At 73.2% G+C, this 25,276-nt stretch carries 30 protein-coding genes; 18 read left to right on the top strand and 12 right to left on the bottom strand.

All coding sequences use genetic code 11. The features are described from left to right. Positions 1-40: 40 nt before the first annotated feature. From DMB42_RS46495 to DMB42_RS46480, 4 genes are read left to right on the top strand one after another with little or no spacing between them, the layout of a single operon-like run. On the top strand, positions 41-2,080 hold the full coding sequence (locus DMB42_RS46495) for a prolyl oligopeptidase family serine peptidase (RefSeq protein ID WP_125646544.1): 2,040 nt from the start codon (positions 41-43) through the stop codon (positions 2,078-2,080). 32 nt (positions 2,081-2,112) lie between these two features. After that, the gene (locus DMB42_RS46490) at positions 2,113-2,490 is read left to right on the top strand and encodes a helix-turn-helix transcriptional regulator (protein WP_125646542.1); all 378 of its coding nucleotides are present in this window, start codon (positions 2,113-2,115) and stop codon (positions 2,488-2,490) included. Then, entirely contained in the window at positions 2,438-3,055 is a 618-nt protein-coding gene (locus DMB42_RS46485) for an SRPBCC family protein (protein ID WP_125646540.1), read from the top strand. The genes DMB42_RS46490 and DMB42_RS46485 overlap by 53 nt, the downstream gene beginning before the upstream one ends. Beyond that, a complete protein-coding gene (locus tag DMB42_RS46480) occupies positions 3,052-3,450 on the top strand; it encodes a VOC family protein (RefSeq protein WP_125646538.1) in 399 nt (132 codons plus the stop codon). The genes DMB42_RS46485 and DMB42_RS46480 overlap by 4 nt, the downstream gene beginning before the upstream one ends. 30 nt (positions 3,451-3,480) lie before the next feature. Here DMB42_RS46480 and DMB42_RS54540 read toward each other — a convergent pair whose 3' ends face one another. Together DMB42_RS54540 and DMB42_RS46475 are read right to left on the bottom strand one after the other, a co-directional pair. Beyond that, positions 3,481-3,600, bottom strand: coding sequence for an SDR family oxidoreductase (locus DMB42_RS54540; protein ID WP_221762671.1), 120 nt, complete (start codon positions 3,598-3,600; stop codon positions 3,481-3,483). A 1-nt stretch (position 3,601) separates the two neighbouring features. Further along, positions 3,602-4,273 carry an SDR family oxidoreductase gene (locus DMB42_RS46475; RefSeq protein ID WP_221762670.1) on the bottom strand — a complete coding sequence of 224 codons (672 nt, stop codon included), beginning with the start codon at positions 4,271-4,273 and terminating at the stop codon, positions 3,602-3,604. 265 nt (positions 4,274-4,538) lie between these two features. Between DMB42_RS46475 and DMB42_RS46470 the strand changes: the two genes are divergently transcribed. Then, a complete protein-coding gene (locus DMB42_RS46470; RefSeq protein WP_125646536.1) occupies positions 4,539-5,177 on the top strand; it encodes an NAD(P)-dependent oxidoreductase in 639 nt (212 codons plus the stop codon). 9 nt (positions 5,178-5,186) lie between these two features. Here DMB42_RS46470 and DMB42_RS46465 read toward each other — a convergent pair whose 3' ends face one another. Beyond that, complete coding sequence (locus DMB42_RS46465; RefSeq protein WP_125646534.1) at positions 5,187-5,798, bottom strand: TetR/AcrR family transcriptional regulator; 612 nt, start codon at positions 5,796-5,798, stop codon at positions 5,187-5,189. A 45-nt stretch (positions 5,799-5,843) separates the two neighbouring features. On the opposite strand from DMB42_RS46465, the gene DMB42_RS56195 reads away from it, so the two are divergent. Next, entirely contained in the window at positions 5,844-6,791 is a 948-nt protein-coding gene (locus tag DMB42_RS56195) for a GNAT family protein (RefSeq protein ID WP_312024808.1), read from the top strand. 8 nt (positions 6,792-6,799) lie between these two features. Here the strand turns inward: DMB42_RS56195 and DMB42_RS46455 are convergent, their stop codons facing one another. Then, positions 6,800-7,297, bottom strand: a complete 498-nt coding sequence (locus tag DMB42_RS46455; RefSeq protein WP_125646532.1) for an FBP domain-containing protein — start codon at positions 7,295-7,297, stop codon at positions 6,800-6,802. Positions 7,298-7,364: 67 nt separating this feature from the next. Between DMB42_RS46455 and DMB42_RS46450 the strand changes: the two genes are divergently transcribed. Next, positions 7,365-7,934, top strand: a complete 570-nt coding sequence (locus tag DMB42_RS46450) for a TetR/AcrR family transcriptional regulator (RefSeq protein WP_125646530.1) — start codon at positions 7,365-7,367, stop codon at positions 7,932-7,934. Positions 7,935-7,955: 21 nt separating this feature from the next. Here DMB42_RS46450 and DMB42_RS46445 read toward each other — a convergent pair whose 3' ends face one another. Further along, positions 7,956-8,462 (bottom strand): RICIN domain-containing protein, encoded by a 507-nt coding sequence (locus DMB42_RS46445; protein ID WP_125646528.1) that lies wholly within the window; start codon positions 8,460-8,462, stop codon positions 7,956-7,958. Positions 8,463-8,596: 134 nt separating this feature from the next. On the opposite strand from DMB42_RS46445, the gene DMB42_RS46440 reads away from it, so the two are divergent. Continuing rightward, a complete protein-coding gene (locus DMB42_RS46440; RefSeq protein WP_260478344.1) occupies positions 8,597-10,084 on the top strand; it encodes a pyridoxal-dependent decarboxylase in 1,488 nt (495 codons plus the stop codon). 23 nt (positions 10,085-10,107) lie between these two features. On the opposite strand, the gene DMB42_RS55710 is transcribed toward DMB42_RS46440, so the two are convergent. Then, positions 10,108-11,238 carry an SWIM zinc finger family protein gene (locus DMB42_RS55710; RefSeq protein WP_125646526.1) on the bottom strand — a complete coding sequence of 377 codons (1,131 nt, stop codon included), beginning with the start codon at positions 11,236-11,238 and terminating at the stop codon, positions 10,108-10,110. Continuing rightward, positions 11,235-13,958, bottom strand: a complete 2,724-nt coding sequence (locus DMB42_RS46430; RefSeq protein ID WP_125646524.1) for a DEAD/DEAH box helicase — start codon at positions 13,956-13,958, stop codon at positions 11,235-11,237. Before DMB42_RS46430 ends, DMB42_RS55710 begins: the two co-directional genes overlap by 4 nt. 101 nt (positions 13,959-14,059) lie before the next feature. On the opposite strand from DMB42_RS46430, the gene DMB42_RS46425 reads away from it, so the two are divergent. Genes DMB42_RS46425 through DMB42_RS46410 form a run of 4 tightly spaced genes read left to right on the top strand, consistent with a single transcriptional unit; the run spans position 14,060 to position 17,335 of the window. Then, on the top strand, positions 14,060-14,677 hold the full coding sequence (locus DMB42_RS46425; protein WP_125646522.1) for a DedA family protein: 618 nt from the start codon (positions 14,060-14,062) through the stop codon (positions 14,675-14,677). Continuing rightward, the gene (locus DMB42_RS46420) at positions 14,661-15,761 is read left to right on the top strand and encodes a sensor histidine kinase (RefSeq protein WP_125646521.1); all 1,101 of its coding nucleotides are present in this window, start codon (positions 14,661-14,663) and stop codon (positions 15,759-15,761) included. Before DMB42_RS46425 ends, DMB42_RS46420 begins: the two co-directional genes overlap by 17 nt. Beyond that, positions 15,752-16,396, top strand: coding sequence for a response regulator transcription factor (locus DMB42_RS46415; protein WP_125646519.1), 645 nt, complete (start codon positions 15,752-15,754; stop codon positions 16,394-16,396). The genes DMB42_RS46420 and DMB42_RS46415 overlap by 10 nt, the downstream gene beginning before the upstream one ends. 21 nt (positions 16,397-16,417) lie before the next feature. Beyond that, on the top strand, positions 16,418-17,335 hold the full coding sequence (locus DMB42_RS46410; RefSeq protein ID WP_125646517.1) for an N-acetyltransferase: 918 nt from the start codon (positions 16,418-16,420) through the stop codon (positions 17,333-17,335). A gap of 29 nt (positions 17,336-17,364) precedes the next feature. On the opposite strand, the gene DMB42_RS46405 is transcribed toward DMB42_RS46410, so the two are convergent. Beyond that, positions 17,365-18,270 carry a chlorophyllase/cutinase-like alpha/beta fold protein gene (locus DMB42_RS46405; RefSeq protein WP_125646515.1) on the bottom strand — a complete coding sequence of 302 codons (906 nt, stop codon included), beginning with the start codon at positions 18,268-18,270 and terminating at the stop codon, positions 17,365-17,367. Positions 18,271-18,436: 166 nt separating this feature from the next. On the opposite strand from DMB42_RS46405, the gene DMB42_RS46400 reads away from it, so the two are divergent. Beyond that, a complete protein-coding gene (locus DMB42_RS46400; RefSeq protein ID WP_125646513.1) occupies positions 18,437-19,015 on the top strand; it encodes a TetR/AcrR family transcriptional regulator in 579 nt (192 codons plus the stop codon). Between the two features lie 116 nt (positions 19,016-19,131). Beyond that, a complete protein-coding gene (locus tag DMB42_RS46395) occupies positions 19,132-19,740 on the top strand; it encodes a dihydrofolate reductase family protein (protein WP_185845225.1) in 609 nt (202 codons plus the stop codon). A 21-nt stretch (positions 19,741-19,761) separates the two neighbouring features. Here the strand turns inward: DMB42_RS46395 and DMB42_RS46390 are convergent, their stop codons facing one another. After that, entirely contained in the window at positions 19,762-20,406 is a 645-nt protein-coding gene (locus tag DMB42_RS46390) for a TetR/AcrR family transcriptional regulator (RefSeq protein ID WP_125646509.1), read from the bottom strand. A gap of 429 nt (positions 20,407-20,835) precedes the next feature. On the opposite strand from DMB42_RS46390, the gene DMB42_RS46385 reads away from it, so the two are divergent. Beyond that, entirely contained in the window at positions 20,836-21,435 is a 600-nt protein-coding gene (locus DMB42_RS46385) for an SRPBCC family protein (RefSeq protein ID WP_125646507.1), read from the top strand. 27 nt (positions 21,436-21,462) lie between these two features. Here DMB42_RS46385 and DMB42_RS46380 read toward each other — a convergent pair whose 3' ends face one another. Beyond that, entirely contained in the window at positions 21,463-22,116 is a 654-nt protein-coding gene (locus DMB42_RS46380; RefSeq protein WP_125646505.1) for a maleylpyruvate isomerase N-terminal domain-containing protein, read from the bottom strand. A 140-nt stretch (positions 22,117-22,256) separates the two neighbouring features. Between DMB42_RS46380 and DMB42_RS46375 the strand changes: the two genes are divergently transcribed. Further along, positions 22,257-23,138 (top strand): RNA polymerase sigma-70 factor, encoded by an 882-nt coding sequence (locus DMB42_RS46375; RefSeq protein ID WP_125646503.1) that lies wholly within the window; start codon positions 22,257-22,259, stop codon positions 23,136-23,138. Between the two features lie 58 nt (positions 23,139-23,196). Then, complete coding sequence (locus DMB42_RS46370; RefSeq protein WP_125646502.1) at positions 23,197-23,613, top strand: HIT family protein; 417 nt, start codon at positions 23,197-23,199, stop codon at positions 23,611-23,613. A gap of 19 nt (positions 23,614-23,632) precedes the next feature. On the opposite strand, the gene DMB42_RS55705 is transcribed toward DMB42_RS46370, so the two are convergent. Together DMB42_RS55705 and DMB42_RS46365 are read right to left on the bottom strand one after the other, a co-directional pair. Beyond that, positions 23,633-23,824, bottom strand: a complete 192-nt coding sequence (locus tag DMB42_RS55705) for a hypothetical protein (RefSeq protein WP_260478343.1) — start codon at positions 23,822-23,824, stop codon at positions 23,633-23,635. Next, complete coding sequence (locus DMB42_RS46365) at positions 23,815-24,456, bottom strand: S9 family peptidase (protein WP_260478342.1); 642 nt, start codon at positions 24,454-24,456, stop codon at positions 23,815-23,817. The genes DMB42_RS55705 and DMB42_RS46365 overlap by 10 nt, the downstream gene beginning before the upstream one ends. An 81-nt stretch (positions 24,457-24,537) precedes the next feature. Here DMB42_RS46365 and DMB42_RS46360 point away from each other — a divergent pair, with 81 nt between their 5' ends. Continuing rightward, positions 24,538-25,131 carry a TetR/AcrR family transcriptional regulator gene (locus tag DMB42_RS46360; protein WP_125646500.1) on the top strand — a complete coding sequence of 198 codons (594 nt, stop codon included), beginning with the start codon at positions 24,538-24,540 and terminating at the stop codon, positions 25,129-25,131. Positions 25,132-25,276: the final 145 nt, after the last annotated feature.

Genomic DNA, 25,276 nt, shown 5'->3' with positions numbered 1-25,276 from the left:
GCCTTGCGCCGCCTCGACGGGCCGTGTCTATGATCGCGCCATGCCTCCCCTCACGCTTCCCCGCCAGCACGCGCGGACGGCTCGCTTCACGCACGGCGTGCCGCGGAACTTCACGATCTCCCCGGACGGCACACGGGTGATCTTCCTGCGGTCCTCCTCGGGCGAGGACCCGGTGAACCGGCTGTGGTCGTTCGACGTGGCCACGGGGGAGGAGCGCCTGCTCGCCGACCCCGGCGCGCCGACGCCCGGCGCGCGCCTGTCGGAGGCCGAGCGCGCCCGCCGGGAACGCACCCGCGAGCGCGCCGCCGGCATCGTCGCCTACGCCACCGACGCCGCGGTCACCAAGGCCGTCTACGCGGTCGACGGCGCGCTGCACACCGTCGACCTGCTGACCGGCGAGGTGAGCGCGCTCGGCCTCACCGGCTCCGACCCGCGGCTCGACCCCTCGGGCCAGCAGGTCGCGTTCGTCTCGGGCGGCGCGCTGCACGTCGGGGAGCGTCCGCTGCTCGTCCCCGGCGGCACGGACGTGACGTGGGGGCTGCCCGAGCACGTGGCGGGCGAGTCGATGGGCCGCCATCGCGGCTACTGGTGGGCCCCGGACGGGAGCCGCCTGCTGGCGGCCCGGGTGGACAACTCCGCCGTGCAGAAGTGGTGCCTGGCCGAGCCCGCCGAGCCCGGCAGGCCGCCGCGGGTGATGGCCTACCCGCCGGCCGGTACGGCCAACGCCGACGTGTCGTTGTGGCTGGTCACGCTGGAGGGCCGGCGCACCCAGGTCGTGTGGGACCGCAGGGCCTTCGAGTACGTGGCGGCGGTGTCGTGGACCGGCCAGGGCCTGCTGGTGCTGGTGCAGAGCCGCGACCAGCGCACCACCCGCGTCCTGGAGGTCGACCCGGCCACCGGCGCGACCACCCTGGTACGTGAGGACACCGACGACGCCTGGCTGGAGCTGGTGCCGGGCGTCCCGGCGCGGACGGCCGCGGGCGAGCTGGTCTGGACGGTGGACCGCGACGACACCCGCCGCCTGATGGTGGGCGAGGACGTGGTGACGCCGCTCGGCCTCCAGGTGCTGGAGGTCCTGGCGGTCGACGGCGAGAGCGTGCTGGCGCAGTGCTGCGAGGAGCCGACCGAGCGGCACCTGTACACCTGGTCAAGGGCCGACGGCCTGGTCAGGGTGACGTCCGAGCCGGGCGTGCACACCGGCGCCCGGGCCGGCGGGACGACGGTCGTGGTGCGCCGCAGCCTGGAGGAGCATGGGGTGCGGGTGAGCGCGGGCGGGAAGGCGATCGTCTCCCACGGCGCGGTGCCGGTGCTGCGGCCGGGCGTGGAGCTGGTGTCGCTGGGCAAGCGCGACCTGCGTACGGCGGTCCTGTTCCCGTCGGGGCACGTGCCGGGGTCGGGGCGGCTGCCGGTGTTGCTCTCGCCGTACGCCGGGCCCATGGGGACGCGGGTGCTGCGCAGCCTCGACGCCTTCGCGATCGAGCAGTGGTTCGCCGACCAGGGCTTCGCGGTGCTGGTCACCGACGGCCGGGGCACGCCGGGCCGGGGGCCGTCCTGGGAGCGCGCCATCCGCTTCGACAAGCTGAGCGCGGCGCTGGAGGACCAGGTCGACGCGCTGCACGCCGCCGCCGCCCGCCATCCCGACCTCGACCTGGACCGGGTGGCGATCCGCGGCTGGTCCTACGGCGGTTACCTGTCGGCCGCGGCCGTGCTGCGTCATCCCGACGTCTTCCACGTGGCCGTCGCGGGCGCGCCGGTGACCGACCCCCGCCTGTACGACACCCACTGGCAGGAGCGTTACCTCGGCCACCCCGACGAGCACCCCGACGCCTACGACCGCAGCTCGCTCCTGCCCGACGCGCCGCGCCTGAGCCGTCCGCTGATGCTGGTGCACGGCCTGGCCGACGTCAACGCCTTCGCCGCCCACACCCTGCGCCTGTCGGGGGCGCTGCTGGCCGCGGGCCGCCCGCACACGGTGCTGCCCCTGACCGGCGTCACGCACATGACCTCGCAGGAGGACGTGGCCGAGAACCTGCTGCTGCTGGAGCTGGACTTCGTGCGCGCCCACCTATCCCAGGTTTGACTTATATAAGCCTGCCCTGAAACACTGAGGTCGTGCACGCGTTCGACGTCCTCGGTGATCCGGTCCGCCGCCGGATCCTGGAGCTGCTGGCCGGCGGCGAGCAGAGTTCCGGCGAGGTCACCACAGTCATCCAGCGAGAGTTCGGCATCTCCCAGCCGGCCGTCTCCCAGCACCTGAAGGTGCTGCGCGACAACGGGTTCGCCACCGTGCGGGCCCAGGGCACGCGACGGCTCTACGCCGTGGAGTTCGCGCCGCTGCGGGAGGTCGACCTCTGGCTCGATCATTTCCGCGGGTTCTGGGAGCAGCGCCTCGACGCGCTGGCCACCGAACTGGTGCGGGGCAGGAGAAAGAAACAAGATGGACAGTCTGGACGAGATATCCCGGATCAGGCGGGAGCTGAAGGACGGTGAGCGCAAGACCGTTGTACTGACCAGGCACTACGACGCCGAGGTGAAGGACGTCTGGGACGCCTGTACCGACGCCGAGCGCCTGGCCCGCTGGTTCCTGCCCGTCTCGGGCGACCTGCGGCTCGGGGGCACGTACCAGCTCGAAGGCAACGCGGGCGGGGAGATCCTCGACTGCGAGCCGCCCGCCTACCTCAGGGTGAGCTGGCTGTTCGGGCCCGACCCCGGCTTCTCGGAGGTCGAGGTGCGCCTGTCGGCCGAGGACGAGGGCACCCTGTTCGAGCTGCGGCACACCGCCGAGGTGCCGCCGGAGATGTGGGGGCGCTACGGGCCCGGAGCGGTCGGCGTCGGCTGGGACCTGGCGCTGCTGGGTCTGGGCCTGCACCTCGCGGGCGGGCCGCCGCCCGACAAGAGCGGCTTCGAGTTGACCGGCGACGGCCGGCGTTTCATCACCGCCAGCAGCCAGGCGTGGGGGGCGGCCTTCGAGCGGGCGGGCGCCGCGCCCGAGACCGCCGTCGCCGCCGTCGCCGGCACCACCGCCTTCTACCTGCCTCCGGAGGACCAGGCATGAGCCAGAAGACCACGACGTTCCTGATGTTCCAGAACGGCGACGCCGAGGAGGCCATGACCTTCTACGTGTCCCTGTTCGAGGACTCCAAGGTGGTGGCCGTCTCCCATTACGGCCCCGGCGAGCCGGGCCCCGAGGGCACCGTCAAGCATGCCACGTTCACCCTGGCCGGCCAGGAGTACATGTGCATCGACAGCAACCAGCAGCACGCCTTCGGTTTCACGCCCTCGATCTCGATCTGGGTCGCCTGCGACACCGAGGAGGAGATCGAGCGGCTGTACGCGGCGCTGCTGGAGGGCGGTCAGGCGCTGATGCCGATCGGCTCGTACGGCTTCAGCACCAGGTTCGGCTGGCTGGCTGACCGGTTCGGCGTGTCCTGGCAGCTCAACCTGGCCTGACGCCCTCAGCGGCGGCCACGGGCGGGGGTGTCAGACCAGGGTCTGGCCCCCGTCCACGGTGAGCACGGTCCCGGTCACGAAGTTGTTGGTCATGAGGAACAACGAGGCCGAGGCCGCCTCCTGCGCCGTGCCGAAGCGGCCGAGCGGCATGCTACGGCATGCTACGGCCGGCCGCGGCCACCGCCTCGTCCCCGTCGAGGCCGAGGCTGCCGCGCGAGAGCGGGGTGTCCACCACGCCGTACCTGACGGCGTTGACCCGCAGCCGCAGGGGCGCGAGCTCGACGGCCAGGGTCCTGGTGAGTCCTTCGACGGCGCCGAGGATCGCGATGGCGGCGGCGGCTCCGGGGATGGGCCGCTGGAGGTAGAGGCCGGAGCTGAAGGTGATGGATCCGCCGGGCGCCATGGCCCGGGCCGCGACGCGGGCCGCGCCGTAGGCGCCCCAGAACCGGCCGTCCACGGCCTGCCGGAGCCGGTCGGCGGGCGTGTCGAGGAACGGCCCGCCGGCCAGGCCGCCCGCGGTGACCAGCATGTGGTCCACCGGGCCGCCGGCCTCGTCCAGAACACGCCGCAGGTCGTCCTCGTCGGTGCCGTCGGCGGCGATGCCGACTACGGTGCTCGCGGGGGTGCGTACCCGCTCGACGGCGGCGGCCAGGCGGTCGCGGTCGCGGGCCACGAGCACCACGCGGGCCCCGACGGAGGCCAGCAGCGCGCCGGCCGCGAGCCCGATGCCGGAGCTGCCCCCGACGACCACAACGGTACGGCCGTCCAGCGCGGCGGGCAGCGGCAGGCTGACAGGCACGGGGGCAAGGGTGTCGACAGTCACGATCTCTCTCCTCAACAAATAAACCATACGGTTGGCTTAAGAGAACCCTGGCGCGCCGGCTCATCCTCGACGAGCCCGATCCCGGCAGGGCGCTGGCCCGGCGCCGCGCGGCGGTCGTGGAGACGGCCCGGATCCTGGCGGCCGCCCACGCCCCCGGCGGTGCCGGGGAGCCCTCGGGCGCCGCCGAGCCCTCCAACGCCACCTGACCCTCCGGCGAGTAGGGTGAGTAAGTATTCACCCACTCTCCTGTGAAGGGGAACACGACATGAGGCTCGTCATCTTCGGCGCGACCGGCGGCACCGGGCGTGAGCTCGTCCGGCAGGCGCTCGATCTGGGGCACGAGGTCACCGCCGTCGTCCGCGATCCCGCCCGGTTGCCCGACGACCTGCGCGGCCGGGTCGAGACCGTGACCGCCGACGTGGCCGATCCCCAGGCCATCGCCCCGGCGATCAAGGGCCGCGACGCCGTGCTGATCGCACTCGGCTCGCGCGACCGGGGCCCGACCACCGTGCACACCACGAGCATGCGCTCGATCACGCAGGCCATGGAACGTGTCTCCGCCCGGCGGCTGCTGCTGGTGAGCGCCGCCGGCCTGGTCACCGACGCCGGTGACGGCCCGTTCACCCGGTACGTGCTCAAGCCCCTCGTCGTGCAGCCGCTGTTCAAGAACTCCTACACCGACCTGGCCGCGGCCGAGCGCCTGCTGCGGGCCCGCGATCTGGACTGGACGATCGTGCGCCCGGCCCGGCTGCTGAACAGCGGGCTGACCGGCCGCTACCGCACGGCCGTGGACCTCAACGTGCGCGGCGGCCGGTCCACCACCCGCGCCGACCTGGCCCACTGCATGCTGAGGCTGGCCGGCGACCCCGCCTCGATCGGCCACGTCGTCTCCGTGGCCACCTGAGGGACGGCGTCACGGACTGCGGGCCGGCAGGGGTGCCGCGATCGAGGCGAGGAAGTCGTCGAGCAGGGACGTCTGCACGTCCTCGGGGAAGCGGGCGGGGTCGAACAGCGCCTGGACGACCAGGCCGTGCGTGAAGGCGACGACGGTGGCCGCGAGCCGTCCCGGGTCGGCGGCCGGGGGCAGTTCGCCGAGGTCGCGGGCGGTCTCCAGGTGGCGCAGCAGCGACGAGCGCAGCCGTTCGTAGCGGGCGCCCTGGTCGGCGCCGAGGTCGTCGTCGGCCAGGGCCAGGTCCCATGAGCTGACCCAGATGCGGTTGCGGGCGACGTCGCCGGGGGCCAGCGGCAGGATGTCGAGCAGCGCGGCCCTGAGCGCGGCCAGCCCGTCGGCGGGGCGCTCGCGCCGGGGACGGGCGGCCGTACGTTTCTCCAGCAGGTCGAGGGCGTGTGCGACCAGGGCCCGTTTGGTCGGGAAGTAGTGCATGAGCAGGCCGGTCGAGGCGCCCATGGCGGTGGCGACAGCGCGCAGGGTCAGCCCGCCGAACCCTTTGTCGGCCAGCACCTGCCAGACCGCCTGGGAAACGTCCTCGCGGCGGGCTTCACGGTCTCCGGGAGCGGGTGCCATGCTGCTACCTTACATACCGAACGCTCGTTACGTACCCATTGGACGGTGTCCGTGTTCACACTGCCGCTCGGCGACGACGCCCTGCTGCGCCCCTTGGAGCCCTGGCAGGCGCAGGAGTTCCTCGACCACATCGACCGTGCCCGCGCGATCGTGGATCCGTGGATCCCCTGGGCGGCGCGCAGCACCGACCTCGCCTCCGCCACGGCGGTCCTGCAGCGGTACGCCGACGACCAGGCCGCCGACGGCGGCCGCATCTACGGGATCTGGCTGGCCGGCACGCTGGTCGGCGGCGTCATGTTCACCAGGTTCGACGCCGTGTCGGGGGTGTGCGAGGTCGGCTGCTGGCTGGAGCCCGCCGGGCAGGGCCACGGGCTGGTGACCCGGGCCTGCCGGCTGCTGATCGACTGGGCGTTCGGGGAACGCGGCATGACCCGGGTCGAGTGGTGGGTCTCGGCGGGCAACACCCGCAGCATCGAGGTCGCGCGCCGGCTCGGCATGACCCGCGAGGGCGTGCTGCGCGCGCGTTACCCGCACCGGGGCGAGCGGCACGACAGCGAGGTCTGGGCGCTGCTGGCCGGCGACGCGCCCGCCACGGGCGCCAAGGCCGAGCTCGACGGGTTGATGGCCGCCTTCCTGGACGCCTTCACCAACACCGCCGGACGCGTCCCGGACGTCGCCGCCGTCCGCGACCTGTGCATCCCGCAGGTCACGATCGTCAACAACACCGGGGGCGAGCCGGTGGCCTACGATCTCGACGGCTTCGTCGAGCCCCGGCAGAAGCTGCTGACCGACGGGACGCTCACGGAGTTCTCCGAGTGGGAGGTGGCCGAGCGCACCGAGATCTCCGGGTCGATCGCCCACCGGTTCAGCGACTACCGCAAGTCCGGCGTCCGGGACGGCGCGCGGTTCGAGGGCGCGGGCCGTAAGATCACCCAGTTCGTCCGGACGCCCGCTGGGTGGCGGATCAGCTCGATGGCCTGGGACGACGAGTAGGCGGCCGGTCAGGCGGCCACCTTGTCCAGGAAGGCCCGCACGTTGGCGTGGGTGCGGGCGAGCTTCTCCTCAAGGGTCAGCGACTCCTCGACGACCCCGGCCCCCGCGGCCTGCCTCTTCCCGCGCAGGTAGAGGGGGCAGGCGAGGTCGGCGCACATGTACTGCCCCACCGTGTTGCCCTGGCGGCCGGGCTCGCCGGTGCGCCGGGCGGTCATCAGCGCCACGCCGCCGCTGGTGTGCGTGGTCAGGCAGAGCGAGCACATGCTGCGCGAGGTGAAGGCCCGCGCGGCGCCGGAGGTCACCCGCAGCGCGACCCCCACCAGGGGGCCGTCGCCGCTGGCGACCAGGTAGGCGCGCTCGGGGGCGCCCGGATCTCGCCAGCCCAGGAAGTCGAGGTCGTCCCAGGGCAGGTCGGCCAGGTCTCTGGGCAGCTCGGCGCGCTTGGCCTCGCCCTTGGAGCAGTTGATGAACGACGTGCGGATGTCGTGTTCGGTCAGGGGTCTCATGGGCGTGGAGGCTAATCCTTCTTAAGGATAGTATGCAAATACTTAAAACCTGTAAGAAGGGTGGCGCATGGCACGAGCGGGTGTGACGGTGGAGCGGCTGGTCAAGGCGGCGGCCGAGCTGGCCGACGAGGTCGGCTTCCACAACGTGACCGTCTCCGCGCTGGCCCGCGGCTTCGGCGTCAAACCCGCCGCCCTGTACGCGCACGTCAAGGACCTCCAGGAGCTGCGGGTCAGGGTCGCGGAGCTGGCTCTGGGCGAGATGGCCGACCGGGCCGCCGCCGCGCTGGCCGGCCGGTCGGGCAAGGACGCGCTGATCCCCTTCGCCGACGCCTACCGCGACTACGCCAAGGAGCATCCGGGCCGCTACGCCGCCACGCAGATCGAGCTCGACTCCGAGTCGCTCGACCTCGACGCGGGCCGCCGGCACTCTGACCTGACGCGGGCCATCCTGCGCGGCTACGACCTGGCCGAACCCGACCAGACCGACGCCGTACGCATGCTCCACAGCACGCTGCACGGCTATGTGACCCTGGAGACGGCCGGCGGGTTCCGCCGCCACTCCCGCGCGGCGGACGCCTCCTGGTCCAGGACCCTGGACGCCCTCGACTCCGTGCTCAGGAACTGGCCCCCGGCCTGATGAGGCAGGGGGCGCGGACCCTCAGACCGCGGCCCAGAGCTGGGCCTTGTTGTTCAGCCCCGGCGAGCAGGGGAAGATCTTGACGAAGGTGTCGAGGGTGTCCAGGCAGCTTCCGGAGGCCAGCGACGAGCGGATCTGGTTGAACCCCGACCCCTTGACGAACGGCACGCCGCCCAGCGTGAACCACCGGACGCCCGGGTTGGTGTCGCTGCAGGCCCGTTCCACCACCTGCGCGCCGAAGGCGGCCGAGTCCACGGCGACGCACAGCTGCGTGGCCGGGTTGCGCAGGACGAAGGAGTCGCCGGGCAGCGGGACGATCTCCCACTGCTGCTCGCGGACGCTGTGGCAGGTGAAGCGCTGCAACCGGGCGCCGGGGACGAAGATGTCGTCCTCGGTGCGGATGTCGAGGCACTTGCTCTGCTCGGCCTCCTTGATGTGCACGGGGGCGGCGGCGTGGGCGGCGCCGGGGAGAATCCAGACGGTCAGTACGGCGGCCGTCGCGGACACGATCCAGCGTAGAGGTCTCATGCGGGTCTCCTTGTTCTCCTGGTGATGAGTGGGTGCCTATCTGTGGTGGCGTTCCATGGCGTTCCATCGGGGGTTCGCGTGGCGGCTTGTTGGCCCGGTGGCCGCCGGTGCCGCACAGTGGCGGGGTGACGGATGTGACCGAAGGTGAGGCCCTGTCGGGTGGCGTCGGCGGGGCCGGCGCTCTGGAGCCGCTGCTGCGTGCCGTGCTGGACGCCCTGGCCGAGGGCGCGCGGCGGCGGGCCGGGCCGATCCCCGCCCGTACGCCCGGCGACCTGGCCGCCGAGCTCGACCGCGTGGCGGGCGGTTCCGCCGGGGAGTGGCTGGGGGTGTTGACGGCGGCGCTGGCGTACGGGAGCGCCGATCCGGCCGATCCGCTGTGCGCGGCGCATCTGCACTGCCCGCCGCTGGCCGTGGCGGTGGCCGCCGATCTGGCGGTCTCGGCGCTCAACCCGTCGCTGGACTCCTGGGACCAGGCGCCGGCCGCGACCGTGCTGGAGACGTCGCTGCTGGCCGAGCTGGCCCGGCTGGTGGGGTACGGGACGTCGGCGGCGGGCGTGCTGACCTCCGGCGGCACCGAGTCGAACCTGATGGGCCTGATGCTGGCCAGGGACCTGGTGCTGGGCCGGGCGTCGGGAGAGCGGATCGAGTTGTCGGGGCTGCCCGTGGGCGGGCCGCGGCCCAGGGTGTTCGCCTCCGAGGCCGCGCATTTCTCGACCCGGCGGGCGGCCGCGCTGCTCGGGCTCGGCGAGGACGCGGTCGTGGCCGTCCCGGTCGATCGGGAGTTGCGTATGGACGCCGGGGCGCTGGCGGCGGCGTTGCGGGAGAGCGCGGGGCGTGGCGAGCGGCCGGTGGCCGTGGTGGCCACGGCGGGCACGACGGACACCGGGGCGATCGACCCGTTGCGCGAGTGCGCCGAGCTGGCCGCCGGGCACGGCGCCTGGCTGCACGTCGATGCCGCCTACGGCGGTGGCGCGCTGCTGTCGGACCGGCTCGCCCCGCTCCTGGACGGCCTCGCGCTGGCCGACTCGGTGTCCCTGGACTGGCACAAGCTCGGCTGGCAACCGGCCGCGGCGGGCGTCTTCCTGGTACGCAGGGCCGAGACGTACGCCTCGCTGGCCCGGCGGGCTGTCTACCTCAATCCGGCCGACGACGAGGAGGCGGGTTACCCGAGCCTGCTGGGGTACTCGCTGCGGACGACCCGGCGCGCCGACGCGTTCAAGATCGCGGTCACGTTGCGCACGCTGGGCCGGGCGGGGCTGGGCCGGCTGGTGGACGCCTGCCACGACCTGGCCCGGTACGCCGCCGCCGCGGTGCGTGCCCATCCGCGGCTGGAGCTGCACGCCGAGCCGGTGCTGACCGCGTTCCTGTTCCGGTACGCGACGGCGGATCCGGCGCGGTCGGACGCGGTGAACGCCGCGCTGCGCCGCAGGTTGCTGCGCGAGGGCACGGCGGTGGTCGGCCGCACCGAGCTCCCCGAGGGTCTTCCCGGGGAGCCCGGCGCCGGTCCGGGGCGGGTCCGGCTCAAGCTCACCCTGCTCAACCCGCACACCACGACGTCCGACCTCGACCGCCTGCTACGGGCGGTCGCGGCGGCGGGCGAGGCCGAGGAGTCCGGTCCCTGACCCCTGCCTGCTTGTCGGCGGGGTCAGGGCAGGAGGGTGGAAGGGTCGCGTTCGGGTGGGCCGGAGGGCCACCAGTGGCCGTCGTGCTCGGTGAAGGGGTACCAGCGGCCGTCGCGGCCGTAGCGTACCTGGCGGGCGCCGAGGGTCCAGCGGTTGCGCCAGGTCTCCAGGTGCGGCGGGGGCTCGCCGTCCCAGCCGGACTCCAGCAGCGCCTGGGCCCTGGCCAGGTCCTGGCGGGGCGGGGTCCAGGCGGTGTCGAGCACGTCGAGCCCGGCGGCGCCGCCGTACCGCCAGGCCTGGACGGCGGGCTCCAGGCCCAGGTCGAGGTCGTGGTCGGCGGCCAGGCGGACGCGGTCCTGGTATTCGCTCAGCGGTTCCAGCCGGCCGCGCAGCAGGATCTCGCGGGCGCGCCCGGCGGCCGAGGCGGCCAGGACGGCCAGAGCGGCCACGTCCACGCCGGGTGCGGGGTCGAGCGCGAGCGGCGTGAAGGCGGTCTCCGCAGGTGGCGGGTCGGGCAGGGGCGGCTCGCCGAGCGCGAACGCCTGCGCGGCGGGCACGCCCCCGGCCGGGGCATCGGGCGGGGCATCGGAGCGGGTGGGGGGCAGGTCGCGGTTCTGCAGTGCGTCGATCAGTTCCCGCTCGCCGCGCCCGCGCAGCAGCAGCAGGACGAACGGGTCGCCGTCCAGCAGCCAGGACGCCTGGTAGCACAGGGCGGCGGCGTGCTTGCACGGGTGTCCCCAGTCGGGGCAGGAGCATTCGGGCTCCAGGTCGCCGACGGTGGGCAGCAGCGGGACGGCGGCGTCCTCGGCGGCCTCGACCAGGTCGTGCGGGACGTCGCGGTCCAGCAGGGCGGCGATGTGCCCGGCCTTGGCGGCGACCTGGTCCAGGAAACGTTCCCAGGCGGCGTCGGTGAGCTGTTCGACGCGGACGACGGTGTCGTACTCGTGCTCGGTGATGGCGGCGAGCCGGCCGGGGCTGACGGTGATCGGGCCGACCTGGCCGGTCTTGGCGTAGGCGCGGCCCTTGCGCAGCAGGGTCTGGTCGAGCGAGGTGTCCTCCAGGGCCTTGATCCATGCCTGGCCCCACCAGGTGGTGGCGAAGCGGGCTCCGGCGCGTTGCGGGGGGAAGGCGGGGAATCCGCGTACGGCGGTCATCTGAGCTCCACGAGGGCGGCGAGTTCGGCGTCGGTCAGCTCGGTGAAGGCGGCCTCTCCGGAGGCCAGGACGGCGTCGGCGAGCGAGCGCTTGGCGCCCAGCATGGCGGCGATGCGGTCCTCGATCGTGCCTTCGGCGATGAGGCGGTGCACCTGGACGGGCCTGGTCTGGCCGATGCGGTAGGCGCGGTCGGTGGCCTGGTCCTCCACGGCGGGGTTCCACCAGCGGTCGTAGTGGATGACGTGGTCGGCGCGGGTGAGGTTCAGGCCGGTGCCGGCGGCCTTGAGTGAGAGGAGGAAGACGGGGGCCTGGCCGTCCTGGAAGCGGCGGACCATCTCCTCGCGGCGGGCGACCGGGGTGCCGCCGTGCAGGAGTTGCGTGCCGACGCCGCGGGCGGTCAGGTGCCGGTCCAGGAGCCTGGCCATGGCGACGTACTGGGTGAAGACCAGGACGGCGCCGTCCTCGGCGACGATCGTGTCGACGAGCTCGTCGAGCAGTTCGAGCTTGCCGGAGCGGCCGGTCAGCCGGGGGGCCGATTCGTGCAGGTAGTGGGCGGGGTGGTTGCAGATCTGCTTGAGCCCGGTGAGCAGTTTGACGATCAGGCCGCGCCTGGCCATGCCCTGGGCGCTCTCGATCTGGGTCATGATCTCGCGGACGGTGGCCTCGTACAGGGCGGCCTGTTCGGTGGTGAGGGGGACGGGCCGGTCGGTCTCGGTCTTGGGCGGCAGTTCGGGGGCGATGCCGGGGTCGCTCTTGCGGCGGCGCAGCAGGAACGGGCCGACGAGCCTGGCCAGCCGGGCGGCCGTCTCGGTGTCGCCGGACTCGACCGGTTTGGCCCATCGTGCCCTGAAACGTCCGAGGGGGCCGAGCAGGCCGGGGGTGGTCCAGTCGAGGATGGCCCACAGTTCCGACAGGTTGTTCTCCACGGGGGTGCCGGTCAGCGCGCCGCGGGCGGCGGCGGGGATCTCGCGCAGCGCCTTGGCGGTGCCGGAGGTCGGGTTCTTGACGTGCTGGGCCTCGTCGGCGACCAGCAGGCCCCAGGGGTGGGCGCCGAGGGTGGCCGCGTCCAGGCGCATGGTGCCGTACGTGGTGAGCACGAAACCCTCGTCGGCCAGGGTGCGGGCGCTGCCGTGGTAGCGGCGGACCGGGACGCCGGGGGCGAACCTGGTGATCTCGCGTTCCCAGTTGCCCAGCAGCGAGGCCGGGCAGACCACGAGCGTGGGGCCGGTGCCGGCGCGGTGCAGGTGGAGCGCGATCAGGGTGATGGTCTTGCCCAGGCCCATGTCGTCGGCCAGGCAGCCGCCGAGCCCGAGCGAGGTCATCCTGGCCAGCCAGCGCAGCCCTTGGAGCTGGTAGTCGCGCAGGGTGGCGGCCAGGCCGGACGGCGGATCGACGGGGTCGGGGTCGGTGAGCCGGTCGCGCAGCTCGGCGAGCCAGGCGGTGGGTTCGACGGCGACCTGTTCCGGCTCGCCCTCGCCGTCGAGCTCGACCGTGCCGGTGAGCGCGGCGCCGAGCGCCTGGAGGCCGGTCAGGGGCTTGAGGTCGGGGCGGCGGGCCTTGCGGGCCAGGGCGGGGTCGATGAGCACCCATTGGTCGCGCAGCCGTACGACGGGGCGGTGGGACTCGGCCAGCAGGTCCATCTCGGCGGCGGTCAGCGGGGCGCCGCCGAGCGCCAGCCGCCAGTTGAAGCTGGTCAGGTGGTGGCCACCGAGGAAGGAGGGCAGGTCGGAGGGCGCGTTGTCGCGTTCGCCGACGACGGCCTGGGCGCTGAGGCCGCGTACGAGGGAGCGCGGCCAGTGGACCTCGACGCCGGCGGCGGTGAGCCGGTCGGCCGCGCCGGACAGCAGGTCCTCGACGTCGCCGTCGGTGAGGGCGAGCTCGTCGGGGACGGCGTGGTCGAGCAGCCGTTCCAGGCGGGCCCAGGCGCGGGCGGCGCGGCGCAGGGCGAGGGTGACCTCGATGCGGGCGCGGGGCCCGAACCCGGGGTCGCGGCCTTCCCACAGGTCGGCGGCGTCCACGACGAGCGAGGGGTCGGCCAGGCCGTGCACCTGGACGACGGCGCGGAACTCGGCCGCGGCCAGGTCGTCGGCCTCCAGCCGGAGCGAGAGCCGTACGCCACTGTCGAGCCCGGCCGAGACCTCCTCGGCCCAGGGGCGCAGGTGGGGCACCTTGACGGGCTTGACGGCGGCGAAGGCCGTGGTGCCGGTGGCACGTACGGCTCCGGGCGAGCGCGGCATGGCGTCGGCCACGGCGTCGAGGAAGGCGCGCAGGAGGCTCTCGGCGTCGGGCAGCAACAGGTCGCGTACGGGGATGGCGCGGGCGGCGGCGGGCATGGCCTCGGCCAGCTCGCGCACCCGCCGGGCGTCGGCGGCGTCCAGGGGCCCGGCCCGCCAGGAGTCGTGGCCGCCGGGTGTGACGGCGGGCAGGATGCGTCCGCGGGTGATGAGCTGGAGGGCGACCAGCGAGGCCGCGCCCCAGAAACGGGCGGCGGGGTGGGCGGCGGCGTCGGCGCGCGCCCTGGCCAGGACGGCCACCGCGTCGGCGGCCGGGACCCTGGTGGCGGCCCGCTCGCGCGGGTGGGGACGGCCGTCGTCGTCCTGTTCGATCACCGTGGCCGTGTCGTCGCCCTCGTCGTGGAGGAAGACCAGGTGACCGGACCTGGGAGGATCGCCGGGTTCGAAGATCACTGGGTGTCGCGCCAGATCCGGAAGAGCACTCATAGGCCGTACAGTGTACGGTACGTGGGGGTGTGGTTTACCACAGGGCACCTCGGCAGTACGCCTCATTACCGACATGTCTGATCGTTCGTAGCCTGGGGGACATGACGGATTGGCTTATCGCAATGATGGAGAACCTCGGCGCCTTCGGGGCGGGGCTGGCGATCATGCTGGAGAACCTGTTCCCGCCGCTGCCGAGCGAGGTCATCCTCCCCCTGTCCGGTTTCACCGCCAGCAGGGGCGAGCTGGACCTGCTCGACGTGCTGCTGTTCACCACGCTCGGTTCGGTCGCCGGGGCCCTGGCGCTGTACTGGGTGGGCGCGCTGCTCGGCCGCGAGCGCACGCTGGCCATCGCCGCCAAGCTGCCGCTGGTCAAGGTGTCCGACATCGAGAAGACCGAGGCGTGGTTCCTGCGGCACGGCCGCAAGACGGTGTTCTTCGGCCGGATGATCCCCATCTTCCGCAGCCTGATCTCGGTGCCGGCCGGGGTGGAACGTATGCCGCTGGTGACGTTCACCCTGCTCACGACGGCCGGCAGCGCCATCTGGAACACCATCTTCGTGCTTGCGGGATACTTTCTCGGCGAGAACTGGTCGCTGGTGGAGGCGTACGTGGGGATCGGCACCAACGTGGTGATCGGCCTCGTGGTGCTGGCGATCGCGGTCTTCGTCACGGTACGCCTGACGGAACGACGCAAGGGGAGGCATGCGAACCGCCGCTGAGGGGCTGAAGGTGCTGGGCGCGGTGACCCTGGGCGCGCTCACCGCACTGGCCGGGGCGCTGTTCCTGCTGCTCACGCTGCCCTTCGTGAACCGGCCCTGCGTACGGGTGGCGGCGGCGAGGCTGGCCGCGCTGGAGGCCCGCCGGCTGCGCCTGGACACCACCACCCTCGACGCCCTCGGCGGGCTGGACACGCGGCCGGCGCGCTACCTGGCCGCGCGGGTCCCGGCCGGGGTGCTGGGCGGGCTGATGGTCGCGCTGCCGCTCGTCGGCGCGGGCGCCGGGGCGCAGATCACCTGGGCGTGGGCCCGCGACGAGCCGTTCGACGGGATGAGCAGGTCACTGCCGCTGGTCCTGTACATGGTGGTGGGCGGGTGCGTGTTGTTGTTCATGGACCTGTCGGGGCTGGTCGGGGTGCACGCGCTGGAGCGGCGGCTGGCCGGGCGGATGCTGGGGCCCGACCGTACCGAGATGCTGGAGCGCCGGATCGCCGAGCTGGCCGAGAGCCGGGCCGGGATCGTGGCGGCGGTCGACTCCGAGCGCCGCAGGATCGAGCGCGACCTGCACGACGGGCTGCAACAGCGCCTGGTGGCGTTGTCGATGCTCATCGGACGGTCCCGGCGGGGGCGTCCCGAGTTGCTGGAGCAGGCGCACCAGGAGGCCCAGCAGGCGCTGACCGAGCTGCGCGAGGTGGCCTGGCGGGTCTATCCGAGCGGGCTGGACTCCCTCGGGCTCGGCGAGGCGCTGGCGGGGGTGGCCGAACGCGCGGGTGTGCCGGTCACGGTGGTGTGCGACCTGCCGGGCAGGCCGCCGATGGCGGTGGAGACGGCGGCGTACTTCGTGGTGAGCGAGGCGGTGACCAACGCCGCCAAGCACGCGGCCGCCACGCTGGTGAGGGTCGAGATCAGGCAGGAGGAGGACAGGGTGTTCGTACGGGTGGGCGACGACGGGACGGGCGGCGCGCGCCCTTCGGGGGGCGGCCTTTCGGGGCTGGCCAGGCGGGTGGCGGCGCTGGACGGCGTGTTCGACGTGGTCAGTCCGCCCGGCGGCCCGACCGAGGTCACGGCGGTGCTGCCGTGCGGGTGATCCTGGCCGAGGACTCCACGCTGCTGCGCGAGGGCCTGGTGCGGCTGCTGGCCGATGAGGGGCACGAGGTGCAGCCGGCCGTGAGCGACGGCGAGGCGCTGGTGGCGGCGGTGGCCGAGCACGGTCCCGACATCGTGGTGGTGGACGTGCGCATGCCGCCGACCCACACCGACGAGGGGCTGCGGGCGGCGCTGGAGATCAGGCGGCGCTGGCCGGGGGTCAAGGTGCTGGTGTTGTCGCAGTACGTGGAGAAGCGCTACGCCACCGAGCTGATGAGCGCGGACGTCGAGGGCGTCGGCTACCTGCTGAAGGACCGTGTCGGGCAGGTCGGCGACTTCCTGGACGCGCTGGAGCGGGTGGGCGCGGGCGGCGCGGCCTTCGATCCGGAGGTGGTGCGCCAGTTGCTGGCCCGTACCACGCAGGTCGATCCGCTGTCCCGGTTGACGGTGCGCGAGCGGGAGGTGCTGGAGCGTATGGCCCAGGGCATGACCAACGCCTCGATCGCCCAGCAGTTGCACGTCTCGCAGAGCGCGGTGGAAAAGCACGTCAACTCGCTGTTCGACAAGCTCGGCCTGTCGCACGCCAGCGGTTACAGCCGCCGGGTGCTGGCCGTCCTGCACTTCCTGAAGTCCTGAGAAGCGCTGGGGAGCACTGTGATGCGCGCGCGTGCCTTCCGTCACGACGAGCTGCCCTTCCTGCGGTCGGTCATGGCGGGGTGGATCGCCGAGGCCGGCCGGTGCGGCTACGACCACACCGGCGAGCTGCCGCACCGCGTCTATGACAATCTGCGTGATCGCCGTCCGGCCGGTGAGCTGGTGCGGTGGTGGGAGGACGCGGACGGCCCGGCCGGGATCGCGATCACGTTGCGGTTCGGCTGCGCCTTCGACGTCTTCGCCGCGCCGCGGCTGCGCGGCGGGCCGCTGGAGCTGAGCATGCTGGAGTGGGCCGCCGGGGCGACCGCGCGGGCCATGGACGCGGCCGAGCCGTACGTGCTGACCGACGTCTTCGACTGCGACGCCACCAGGATCGAGTTGCTGGGGTGGGCCGGTTTCGCACGTTTCCGGGTGTGGGACCACGTCAACGAGCGGGACCTGCGCGACCCGGTGCCCGAGCCGGAGCTGCCGGCCGGGTTCCGGTTGCGGCACGCCCTGCCTCGGGACGCGCAGGGGCTGGCCGAGGCGCGCAACGCGGCGTTCGGGGACGACTGGACCGGGCCGTCGTACCGTTCGGCGGTGATGGAGCGTCCCGGTTACGACCCGCGGGACGAGATCGTGGTCGAGGCGCCCGGCGGGGGTGTGGCGGCGTTCGCGGTCGGCTGGATCGACGGGCGCAACGGGATCGGTCATTTCGAGCCGGTCGGCACGCATCCGGCGTTCTGGCGGCGGGGCCTGGCGCGGGCGGCGATGTCGCACGCGATGCGCCGGATGCGGGCGCTGGGCCTGACGGCGGTGACGGTGAACCACGACGCGGGCAACGCGGCGGCCCGCGCGTTGTACCGTTCGCTCGGTTTCGTACGGCGGCACGAGACGTACGGTTTCCGCCGCCCGGCCGCGGCGATGCCGTCCTCCGGCTGATCCCCCTGCCCTGGTCTACCTGCCCTGGTCTACTTGCTCTGGATGCGGCCGAGCGGGTGGGGGGCGGAGTCCAGGGCGGTGCGGGCGGCGGGCCAGGCGGGGTCGCCGGGGTGCAGGGCGGTGCGCAGGTAGGCCGTGGTGAGCCGCTGGAGGAGGGCCACGTGTTCGGGGCTCTCGTCGGTGGTCTCGGCGACGCGGTGGCCGGCGATGCCGCCGAGGGAGTGCTCGGCGCCGTACAGGGTGAGCAGGCTCTTGTCCCCGGGGCTGAGGGTGTAGCCGTCGGTGAACCAGTCGGGTCCGCGGACCGTCAGCGCGGACTGGTCCTTGTCCCCGGCGACCAGCAGGGCCGGGGTGGTCATGCCGTCGAAGGAGGGGTTCATGAAGGGGAAGTGCTCGGCGGCGAACGGCGACAGGTCCGCGCCGCCCCGGCCGGTGAGCGCGAGCAGCACGCCGGCGCCGACGCGCGGGTCGGACAGGTCCTCTCCCGGTACGCCGTCGGCGTCGAGGACCCGCGCGCCCAGCAGCATGCTCGCGCTCTGGGCTCCCCAGGAGTGGCCGGCGACGGCGACGCGGCCGTGGTCGACCCGCCCGGCCAGGCCCGGTACGGCGGCCTCCAGCAGGTCGAGGCCGTCGATGGCGCGCCTGAGGTCCTCGACCCTGATGCGCCAGATCAGCGGCGTACGGGGGTCGTCGGCGGCCAGGGCGAGGGTGCGGGAGTCGAGGTGGGTGGGTTGCAGGACCACGAACCCGTGGGCGGCCCAGTGGTCGGCCAGGGGGGCGTAGCCGTCCATGGACCAGCTGTAGCCGTGGGAGAAGACGATGACGGGCAGGTCGTGGCCGGTGGCGGGGGCCGAGACGCGGACCTGGAGGTCCTGGCCCCGTCCGGGGGCGGGCAGGGTGAGCGGTCGTACCGAGACGACGGGGGTTTCGGGCATGGCGGTGCGCCTTCCATGGGCTCGACGGGGGCTTGCGGAGGAGGCCAGGGGCGCGGGCGTTGGCCGCCGGCGCTCGGCTCTGGCATCATGGACAACCGGGACGGTGTCCCGTTTTGACGATACGGGACAGCGTCCCGTTTAGCAACACGGCTGTGGAGGAAGCGGCGTGGTCAAGGACAGCGACGAGCGGGCGGCCCGTCCCAAGCGGGCCGACGCCCGGCGCAACGAGGAGAACCTGCTGCGCGCGGCGGCGGCGGTCTTCGTCGCCTCGGGGGTGGAGGCGCCGATCCGCGACATCGCGGCCGAGGCCGGTGTCGGGACCGCCACGATCTACCGGCATTTCCCGACACGGGCTGACCTCGTGATCGCCGTCTACCGTCACCAGGTGGAGTCCTGCGCCGAGGCCGGTCCGGCGCTGCTGGAGTCGAGCGCGAGCCCGTACGCGGCGCTTCGGGAGTGGATCGGCCTGTTCGTCGACTTCCTGGTCACCAAGCACGGGCTCGCGGCGGTGCTGCAACCGGACAACACCGGCTTCCAGGCGTTGCACGCCTACTTCCTGGACCGGCTCGTGCCCGTGTGCACGCGCCTGCTCGACGCGGTGGCGGCGGCCGGTGAGATCCGGGCCGACCTGAAGGCGCTGGAGCTCATGCGCGGCGTCGGGAACCTGTGCATCGGGGCCGACAACGATCCCGGCTACGACGCCCGCCGCCTGGTCGGCCTGCTGGTGGCGGGGCTGGGCCGGTGAGCCCCCGTCGCGGAAGGAGCACCTTAAGACTTCCGTAAGCGCCTTCCGCGAGACTTCGTACACATCGACCCGCGACCAGGCCGGACGGTCTGGTCCTTCACTGGAGAGTCATCATCATGAGGAAGATCAGCGCGAACCTGTTCATCTCGCTCGACGGTGTCATCCAGGACCCGGCGGACTGGCATTTCCCGTACTTCAACGAGGAGATGGGCGCGGCGGTGACCGAGCAGATGACCGACACCCTGCTGCTGGGCCGCGAGACCTACGACAGTTTCGCCGGGGCGTGGCCGGAGCGGGAGGCGGCGGGCGGTGAGGACGCGGCCTTCGCCAAGACGATCGGCGACGCCCGCAAGATCGTGGTGTCCCGTCAGCCGCTGGAGTTCACCTGGCGCAACTCCGAGCTGCTGCGGGGTGAGCTGACCGAGGCCGTGGCCGCGCTGAAGGCCGAGCCGGGCGGCCCGATCGGGATGAGCGGCTCGGTCTCGGTGGTCCGCCGGCTCCTGGCCGCCGGTCTGCTGGACGAGCTGCACCTGCTCGTGCACCCGATCGCGGTGCGCAAGGGTGATCGGCTGTTCGACGAGGGGGACGACACGATCCCGCTGGAGCTGGTCAGGTCGCAGGTGTTCACGACAGGCGTGCTCTACCTGGTCTACAAGCCGGCCGGGTCGGCCGGTGAGGGCTCCTACGACGACGCCAAGACCCACCTGCCGCAGGACGTCGGCTAGCCCGCGTGGTGTCGTCCCCGCTCAGGTGGCCAGCAGGTCGTCCAGCTCGGCCGCGAAGAGCAGGGCGGGGTCGAAGCCCATCGCGGTGAAGTGGCCGGCGAGCTCCAGGGACAGGACGCCGTGGACGCGCGTCCAGAAGCTCAGGGCCCGGTGCAGGACCTCGGGCGGGGCGGGGTGGCCGGCCGCCCAGTCGCGGTGGTCCTCCAGGTGACGGCCGAACGGGGTGGCGGGCCGCAGGGGGGCGGCCGAGCCGGCGTCGAGCAGGAGCGCCATGATCTGCGCGGAGATGGCCGTGATGTCGTCGGGGGCGTGGTAGCCGGGCACGGGGGTGCCGTAGACGAGCAGGTAGCGCTGGGGGTCCTCCAGCGCCCATCCGCGTACGGCGTGGGCCAGGACGGCCAGGTCGGCGCCCGGGGCGGCGGCCGAGCGCAGGGTGTCGGCGAGGCTGCGGTAGGCGTCGCGGATGAGCTCGGTGATCAGTTCGTCGCGGTTGGCGTAGTAGCGGTAGAGCGCGGGGCCGCTCATGCCCATCTGTTTGGCGATGGCGTTGAGCGACAACGCCGAGGCCCCCGTCGTGGCGATCTGCTGCCAGGCGTGGTCCTTGATCTCGGCGCGGACCTGGGCGCGGTAGCGCTCGCGCGGGGTCTGCTGGGCCGTTTCCGCCATCGTCCGCCTTCCGCTGTTACAGCCAGGAGATTCTGTTAGAGGGTATCACGAACGTTGTTGACACTCCTTCGCCACGCAGTTATAACTTCTAACGAACGCATGAGCATCTTGCTCTCCGGTCGGGTGAAGGGAATGTCATGACCACCACGTCTGCCTTGTCGGCGCCGCGCGCTCGTTCGATGCCGGTGACCGTCGCCTCCTTCGCGATCCCCGTGATGATCCTCGGCGGGTTCGCGCTGCTGGCGGTCGTTCCGGTCACGGTCGTGCTGGCAGGCGCTCTGGCGCGGGTGCGGGACCGGGCGGTCCGGTGGGCGGCCGTGGCGGTGGCCCTCGCCTACGCGGTGCCGCTGATCGGGTGGCTGGTACGGCCCGACCGCGCGCCGCCCGGCGCTGACCCGCCCACTCCGAACCCTCGACGGAAGGAACACCATGTCCAGCAACGTCCGCATCGCCGCTTTCGTGATCCCGCTCGCCGTCGTCCTCGTCGGCAACGTCCCGGCCGCGCAGGCCGCCGCCGCCGAGGGCAGGCCCCAGTGCCGGGGGGAGAGCGTGGACGCCGGTGCCCGCATCCGCTACAGCGCCGACGTCGTCATCAAGGCGCCGGTGAGCCGGATCTTCAAGCTGCAGACCGCGGTGGAACGCTGGCCCGACTGGCAAAAGCCCGTTCTGACCAGCAAGCGCCTCGACCACGGCCCGCTGCGTGAGCGCTCGTCGTGGCGGTGGACCACGCCCGCGCCGGCCACAGCCACGACCCCGGCCACCACCATGCGCATCACCTCCACCGTCCGCCGAGTCGAGCGCGATGCGTGCATCCTGTGGAGCGGGCCGGCGGTCGGCAAGGGCGTGCGCATCGACCGGGGCGTGCACCTGTGGACGTTCACCGAGGTCAAGGGCGGGGTGCGCGTACACACCGAGGAGACCTGGACCGGCGACCAGGTCGAGGCCGACGTGCCCACGGCCACCAAGCTCCTGGGCGCGGGGCTGGAGGCGTGGCTGCGCGACCTGAAGACGGCCGCCGAGGCCCGCTGACGCGGACCCCTTGGCCGAAGGTCCCGCTCATCCCAGGATGAGCGGGACCTTCCGCGTGCCCAGCTCGGCCCGTTCTGCGGCGGTCGGTACGCGCCGCCCGGTGCCGACCAGGAGGGCGTCGGCGTCGGAGAACGACGCGGGGTACGGCTCGGCGGCGATCTCCTCCAGCATCCGGCGGGTGCGGGCCAGGCCGTCGGCGGGCGGTCCGGCGACGTGCGGGAGGTGGGCGGTCAGGTCGAGGTGGTGCAGCGTCCATTCCAGGACGTAGGCCGACAGGTAGTCGCCGGCGGTGAGGACCTGGTCGCGGGTGCCGACGCGCGACCTCGGGTCGGCGAGCGCGGCGGCACGGCCGGCGGCGGAGCCGAGGTCGTCGAGGTGGAACTTCAGCAGCCAGGGCTCCTGGTAGGCGGCGGCCAGCCGGACGGTCAGCGCGTCGAGCGGGTCGTCGCCGGTGGGCGGGCTCTGGGCGACCTCCCAGTAGGTGATCGCGTCCCGGCTGGGCTCGCCCTCGGCGGGGGTCGCCAGGGTGATCAGGACGTCCTGGGCGTCGATGACCAGGTGGCACACCAGGTCGCGGACGAGCCAGCCGGCGCACCCGGAGGGCCGCGCGAAGTCCTCGTCGCCGAGCCCGGCGACCGCCGCGAGCAACGCCGACCACGAACGTGAGAACAGATCCGCCACATCGGCACGGTAGTGCGCCGCCGCCCGGCGGGACAAGCGCCCTGCGTGTGCCTTTGTGACGGGCGTCACTGTCACAGGGCGGCGGTGGGCGGCGTCTTGTGCGTGTGGCAAGGTCGAGAACCGACAGGCAGGAGCCGGACATGAGCGCACGAAACGCCGACACCGCCACGGAGGCGTTCGTCACCCATCGCAACCTGCTGTTCACCGTGGCCTACGAGATGCTCGGTTCGGCCGCCGATGCCGAGGACGTCCTTCAGGAGACGTGGTTGCGGTGGTCGCCGGTCGATCTCGGCGCGGTGCGCGACCACCGGGCGTTCCTGGTGCGGGTCGTCACCCGCCAGGCGCTGACGCGGCTGCGTACGCTGCGGCGGCGCAAGGAGTCCTACGTCGGGCCCTGGCTGCCCGAGCCGCTGCTGACCGCGCCGGACGTGGCCGAGGACGTCGAACTGGCCGACAGCGTCTCGATGGCGATGTTGCTGGTGCTGGAGACGCTCCAGCCGACCGAGCGGGCGGTGTTCGTGCTGCGTGAGGTGTTCGGGCTGGACTACGACGAGATCGCCGAGGCCGTGGGCAAGACCCCGGTCACGGTCCGCCAGATCGCCCACCGCGCCCGGGGGCACGTCGCCGCGCGCCGTCCCCGGGCGGCCGTCTCGGCCGAGCAGACACGCCAGGCGCTGGAGGCGTTCCAGCATGCCGTCGAGACCGGTGATCTGCACGGGCTGCTGGACCTGCTGGCCCCCGACGTCGTGCTGCTCACCGACGGCGGCGGCGTGGTGCGGGCCGCGCTGGCCCCCGTCGAGGGCGCGCAGACGGTGGCCGCCGTGCTGAGCAGGATCGCCGGGGCGGCCTCCCTGCGTCCGGCGCAGGTCAACGGGCATCCCGCGCTGATCGTCCAGCTGGGTGGGGAGATCGACACCGTCCTGGCGATCCGCCTCGACGACGGCCTGATCAGCGGCCTGTACGCGGTGCGCAACCCCGGCAAGCTGTCGCGCCTGGAGCACGAGACGGTCGTGAGCCGCTGACCGGGCGGCGCGGGAAACCCGGGTGCGGGGCGCCGGTCCCGTCGCCGATCATGGCGGCATGGAATCATGCGTCTTCTGCGAGATCGTGGCGGGCCGGGCCGAGGCGAGCGTCGTCCACGGCGACGACGACGTGGTGGCCGTCCTGGACCATCGTCCGGCCACGCCGGGGCACGTCCTGGTGATCCCGCGCGTGCACGCGGCCGGGCTGGCCGAGGCCGGCGACGCGGTCGGCGCGCCGATCTGGCGGGCGGCCCGGCGGGTGGCGGCCGCGTTGCGGGCCTCGGGGCTGCGTTGCGAGGGGGTGCGGTTGTCGCTGGCCGACGGGGAGGGCGCCGGGCAGGACGTCTTCCACCTGCATCTGCACGTGGTGCCGCGTTACCGGGGGGACGGCGTCGTGGTGAGCGCCGAGTGGCGGCGGCGTTCGCGTGAGCAGCTCGACCGGGACGCGGCGCTGATCCGCGCCGCGCTCGCCTGACGGCCTGTCCCAGCGGGCGTCACAGGGCTCGTTCCAGGAAGGCGATGATCGTGCGGGCCAGGGCGACGCGGTGGTCGGACAGGGCGTGGTCGGTGGGGAACAGGTGGTGTTCGAGCCGTTCGACGGGTTCTGCCCGGTAGGCGGCGACGAGGGGGTCATGGTGGATCTTGTGCGGCGTGACGACGTCGCGGCCGGTGCCGATCAGGAGCACGGACGGCCGGCCAGCAGCGGTGCGAGCCCGGCCAGCCGCCAGGTGTCGCCGGCCGCCTCCATCTCGCCGACCAGTGCCTGTCCGCTGGTGCCGCGCAGGGGGTCGAGCTCGCCGTCGAACGCCTCGACGTACCCGGCGCGGGCCTTCGGCTCGGCCGCGCACAGCTCGGCGGCGGCGCCCAGGTCGAACCCGGCGGCGGAGGCGACGGCCTTGACGGACGGGTCGGCCGCGGCGGTCATCAGCGCCGCGAAGCCGCCCAGGCTGTGGCCGACCACCGCCAGGCGTCCCGGGTCGAGCCGGTGGGCGGCGGCCAGGTCGCGCAGCCCGGCGACGACGGCGGCGGAGTCCTCCAGCACGTGCGTCCACGAGTAGGTGCCGCCGACGCCCCACGAGCCGCGGTAGTGGAACACCAGGCCGGCGTACCCGGCGCGGCGCAGCGCCTGGGCGAGGTCGAAGTTGCGTTCGTTGCCGGGGAACCCGTGCAGCAGCACGACGACCGGATGCGGCCCGGGGCCGGCCGGGACGTGCAGCACCCCGATCAGGCGCGCGCCGCCGCTGTCGAACGTCACGGCCGGCGTGGTGGCCGGGAAGCCGGGGTCGTACGGCGGGTCGGCGGCCAGCGGATCAGACATGGGCGAACCCCCAAAGATCGAACCGATCGGTACGAGCCGAGACGTTAGCACCCCATCGAACCGGCCGGTACTATCCCTTGCATGCCCGTGGCCAAAGGCTCGACGATCGACCCCGCCCGCACCCGCGCCACCATCTTGGAGGCGGCCACCGCGCTGCTGTACGAGCGCGGCCTCGACGGCATCGGCGTGGCCGAGCTGTGCGCCGGGATCGGCATCTCCAAGGAGACCCTCTACCGCCACTTCGGCACCAAGGACGGCCTGGTCGAGGCCGTGTTGCGGGAGCGCAGCGAGCGGGTGGGGCAATGGCTGGCCACGCGGGCCGCGGCGGCCGGCGACGATCCGCGCGCCCAGCTCGCCGCCGTGTTCGACGCCCTGCGGGAGTGGTACGACGACCCCGCCTTCCGGGGCTGCGCGATGCTGAACGCGGCCGCCCAGCACCACGCCGAGCCCGTACGCGCCATCACCGCGCGCCACCTGGACCGCTACCTCGACCTGCTGACCGGCATCGCCGAGCGCGCCGGGGCCGCCGATCCCCGGCTCCTGGGGCGGCAGCTGCTCATGCTGGTCGAGGGCGCGACCGTCCTGGCCGCCCACCACGACGGCGCCGCCGACCATGCCGACCACGCCCGCCAAGCCGCCCTCGCCCTCCTCCCCGCCACCCCCGGCCACCTCTAGACCCAACGTCGTTCAGTTAGGGCTTGCCGATCAATAACATGCTGGGTTGATCTGGTCTGGTGTGAGCGCGCCGATGTCAGTTGCGTGCTGGATGAACTCGGTGGGGGTTGCCAGGCGGAGTCCGGTGGGCTGTGGCGTGTAACCG

The organism is Nonomuraea sp. WAC 01424 (genome assembly GCF_003947315.1).
GTDB classification, from domain to species: domain Bacteria; phylum Actinomycetota; class Actinomycetes; order Streptosporangiales; family Streptosporangiaceae; genus Nonomuraea; species Nonomuraea spiralis.
This window is presented reverse-complemented; position numbering and strand designations above follow the sequence as displayed.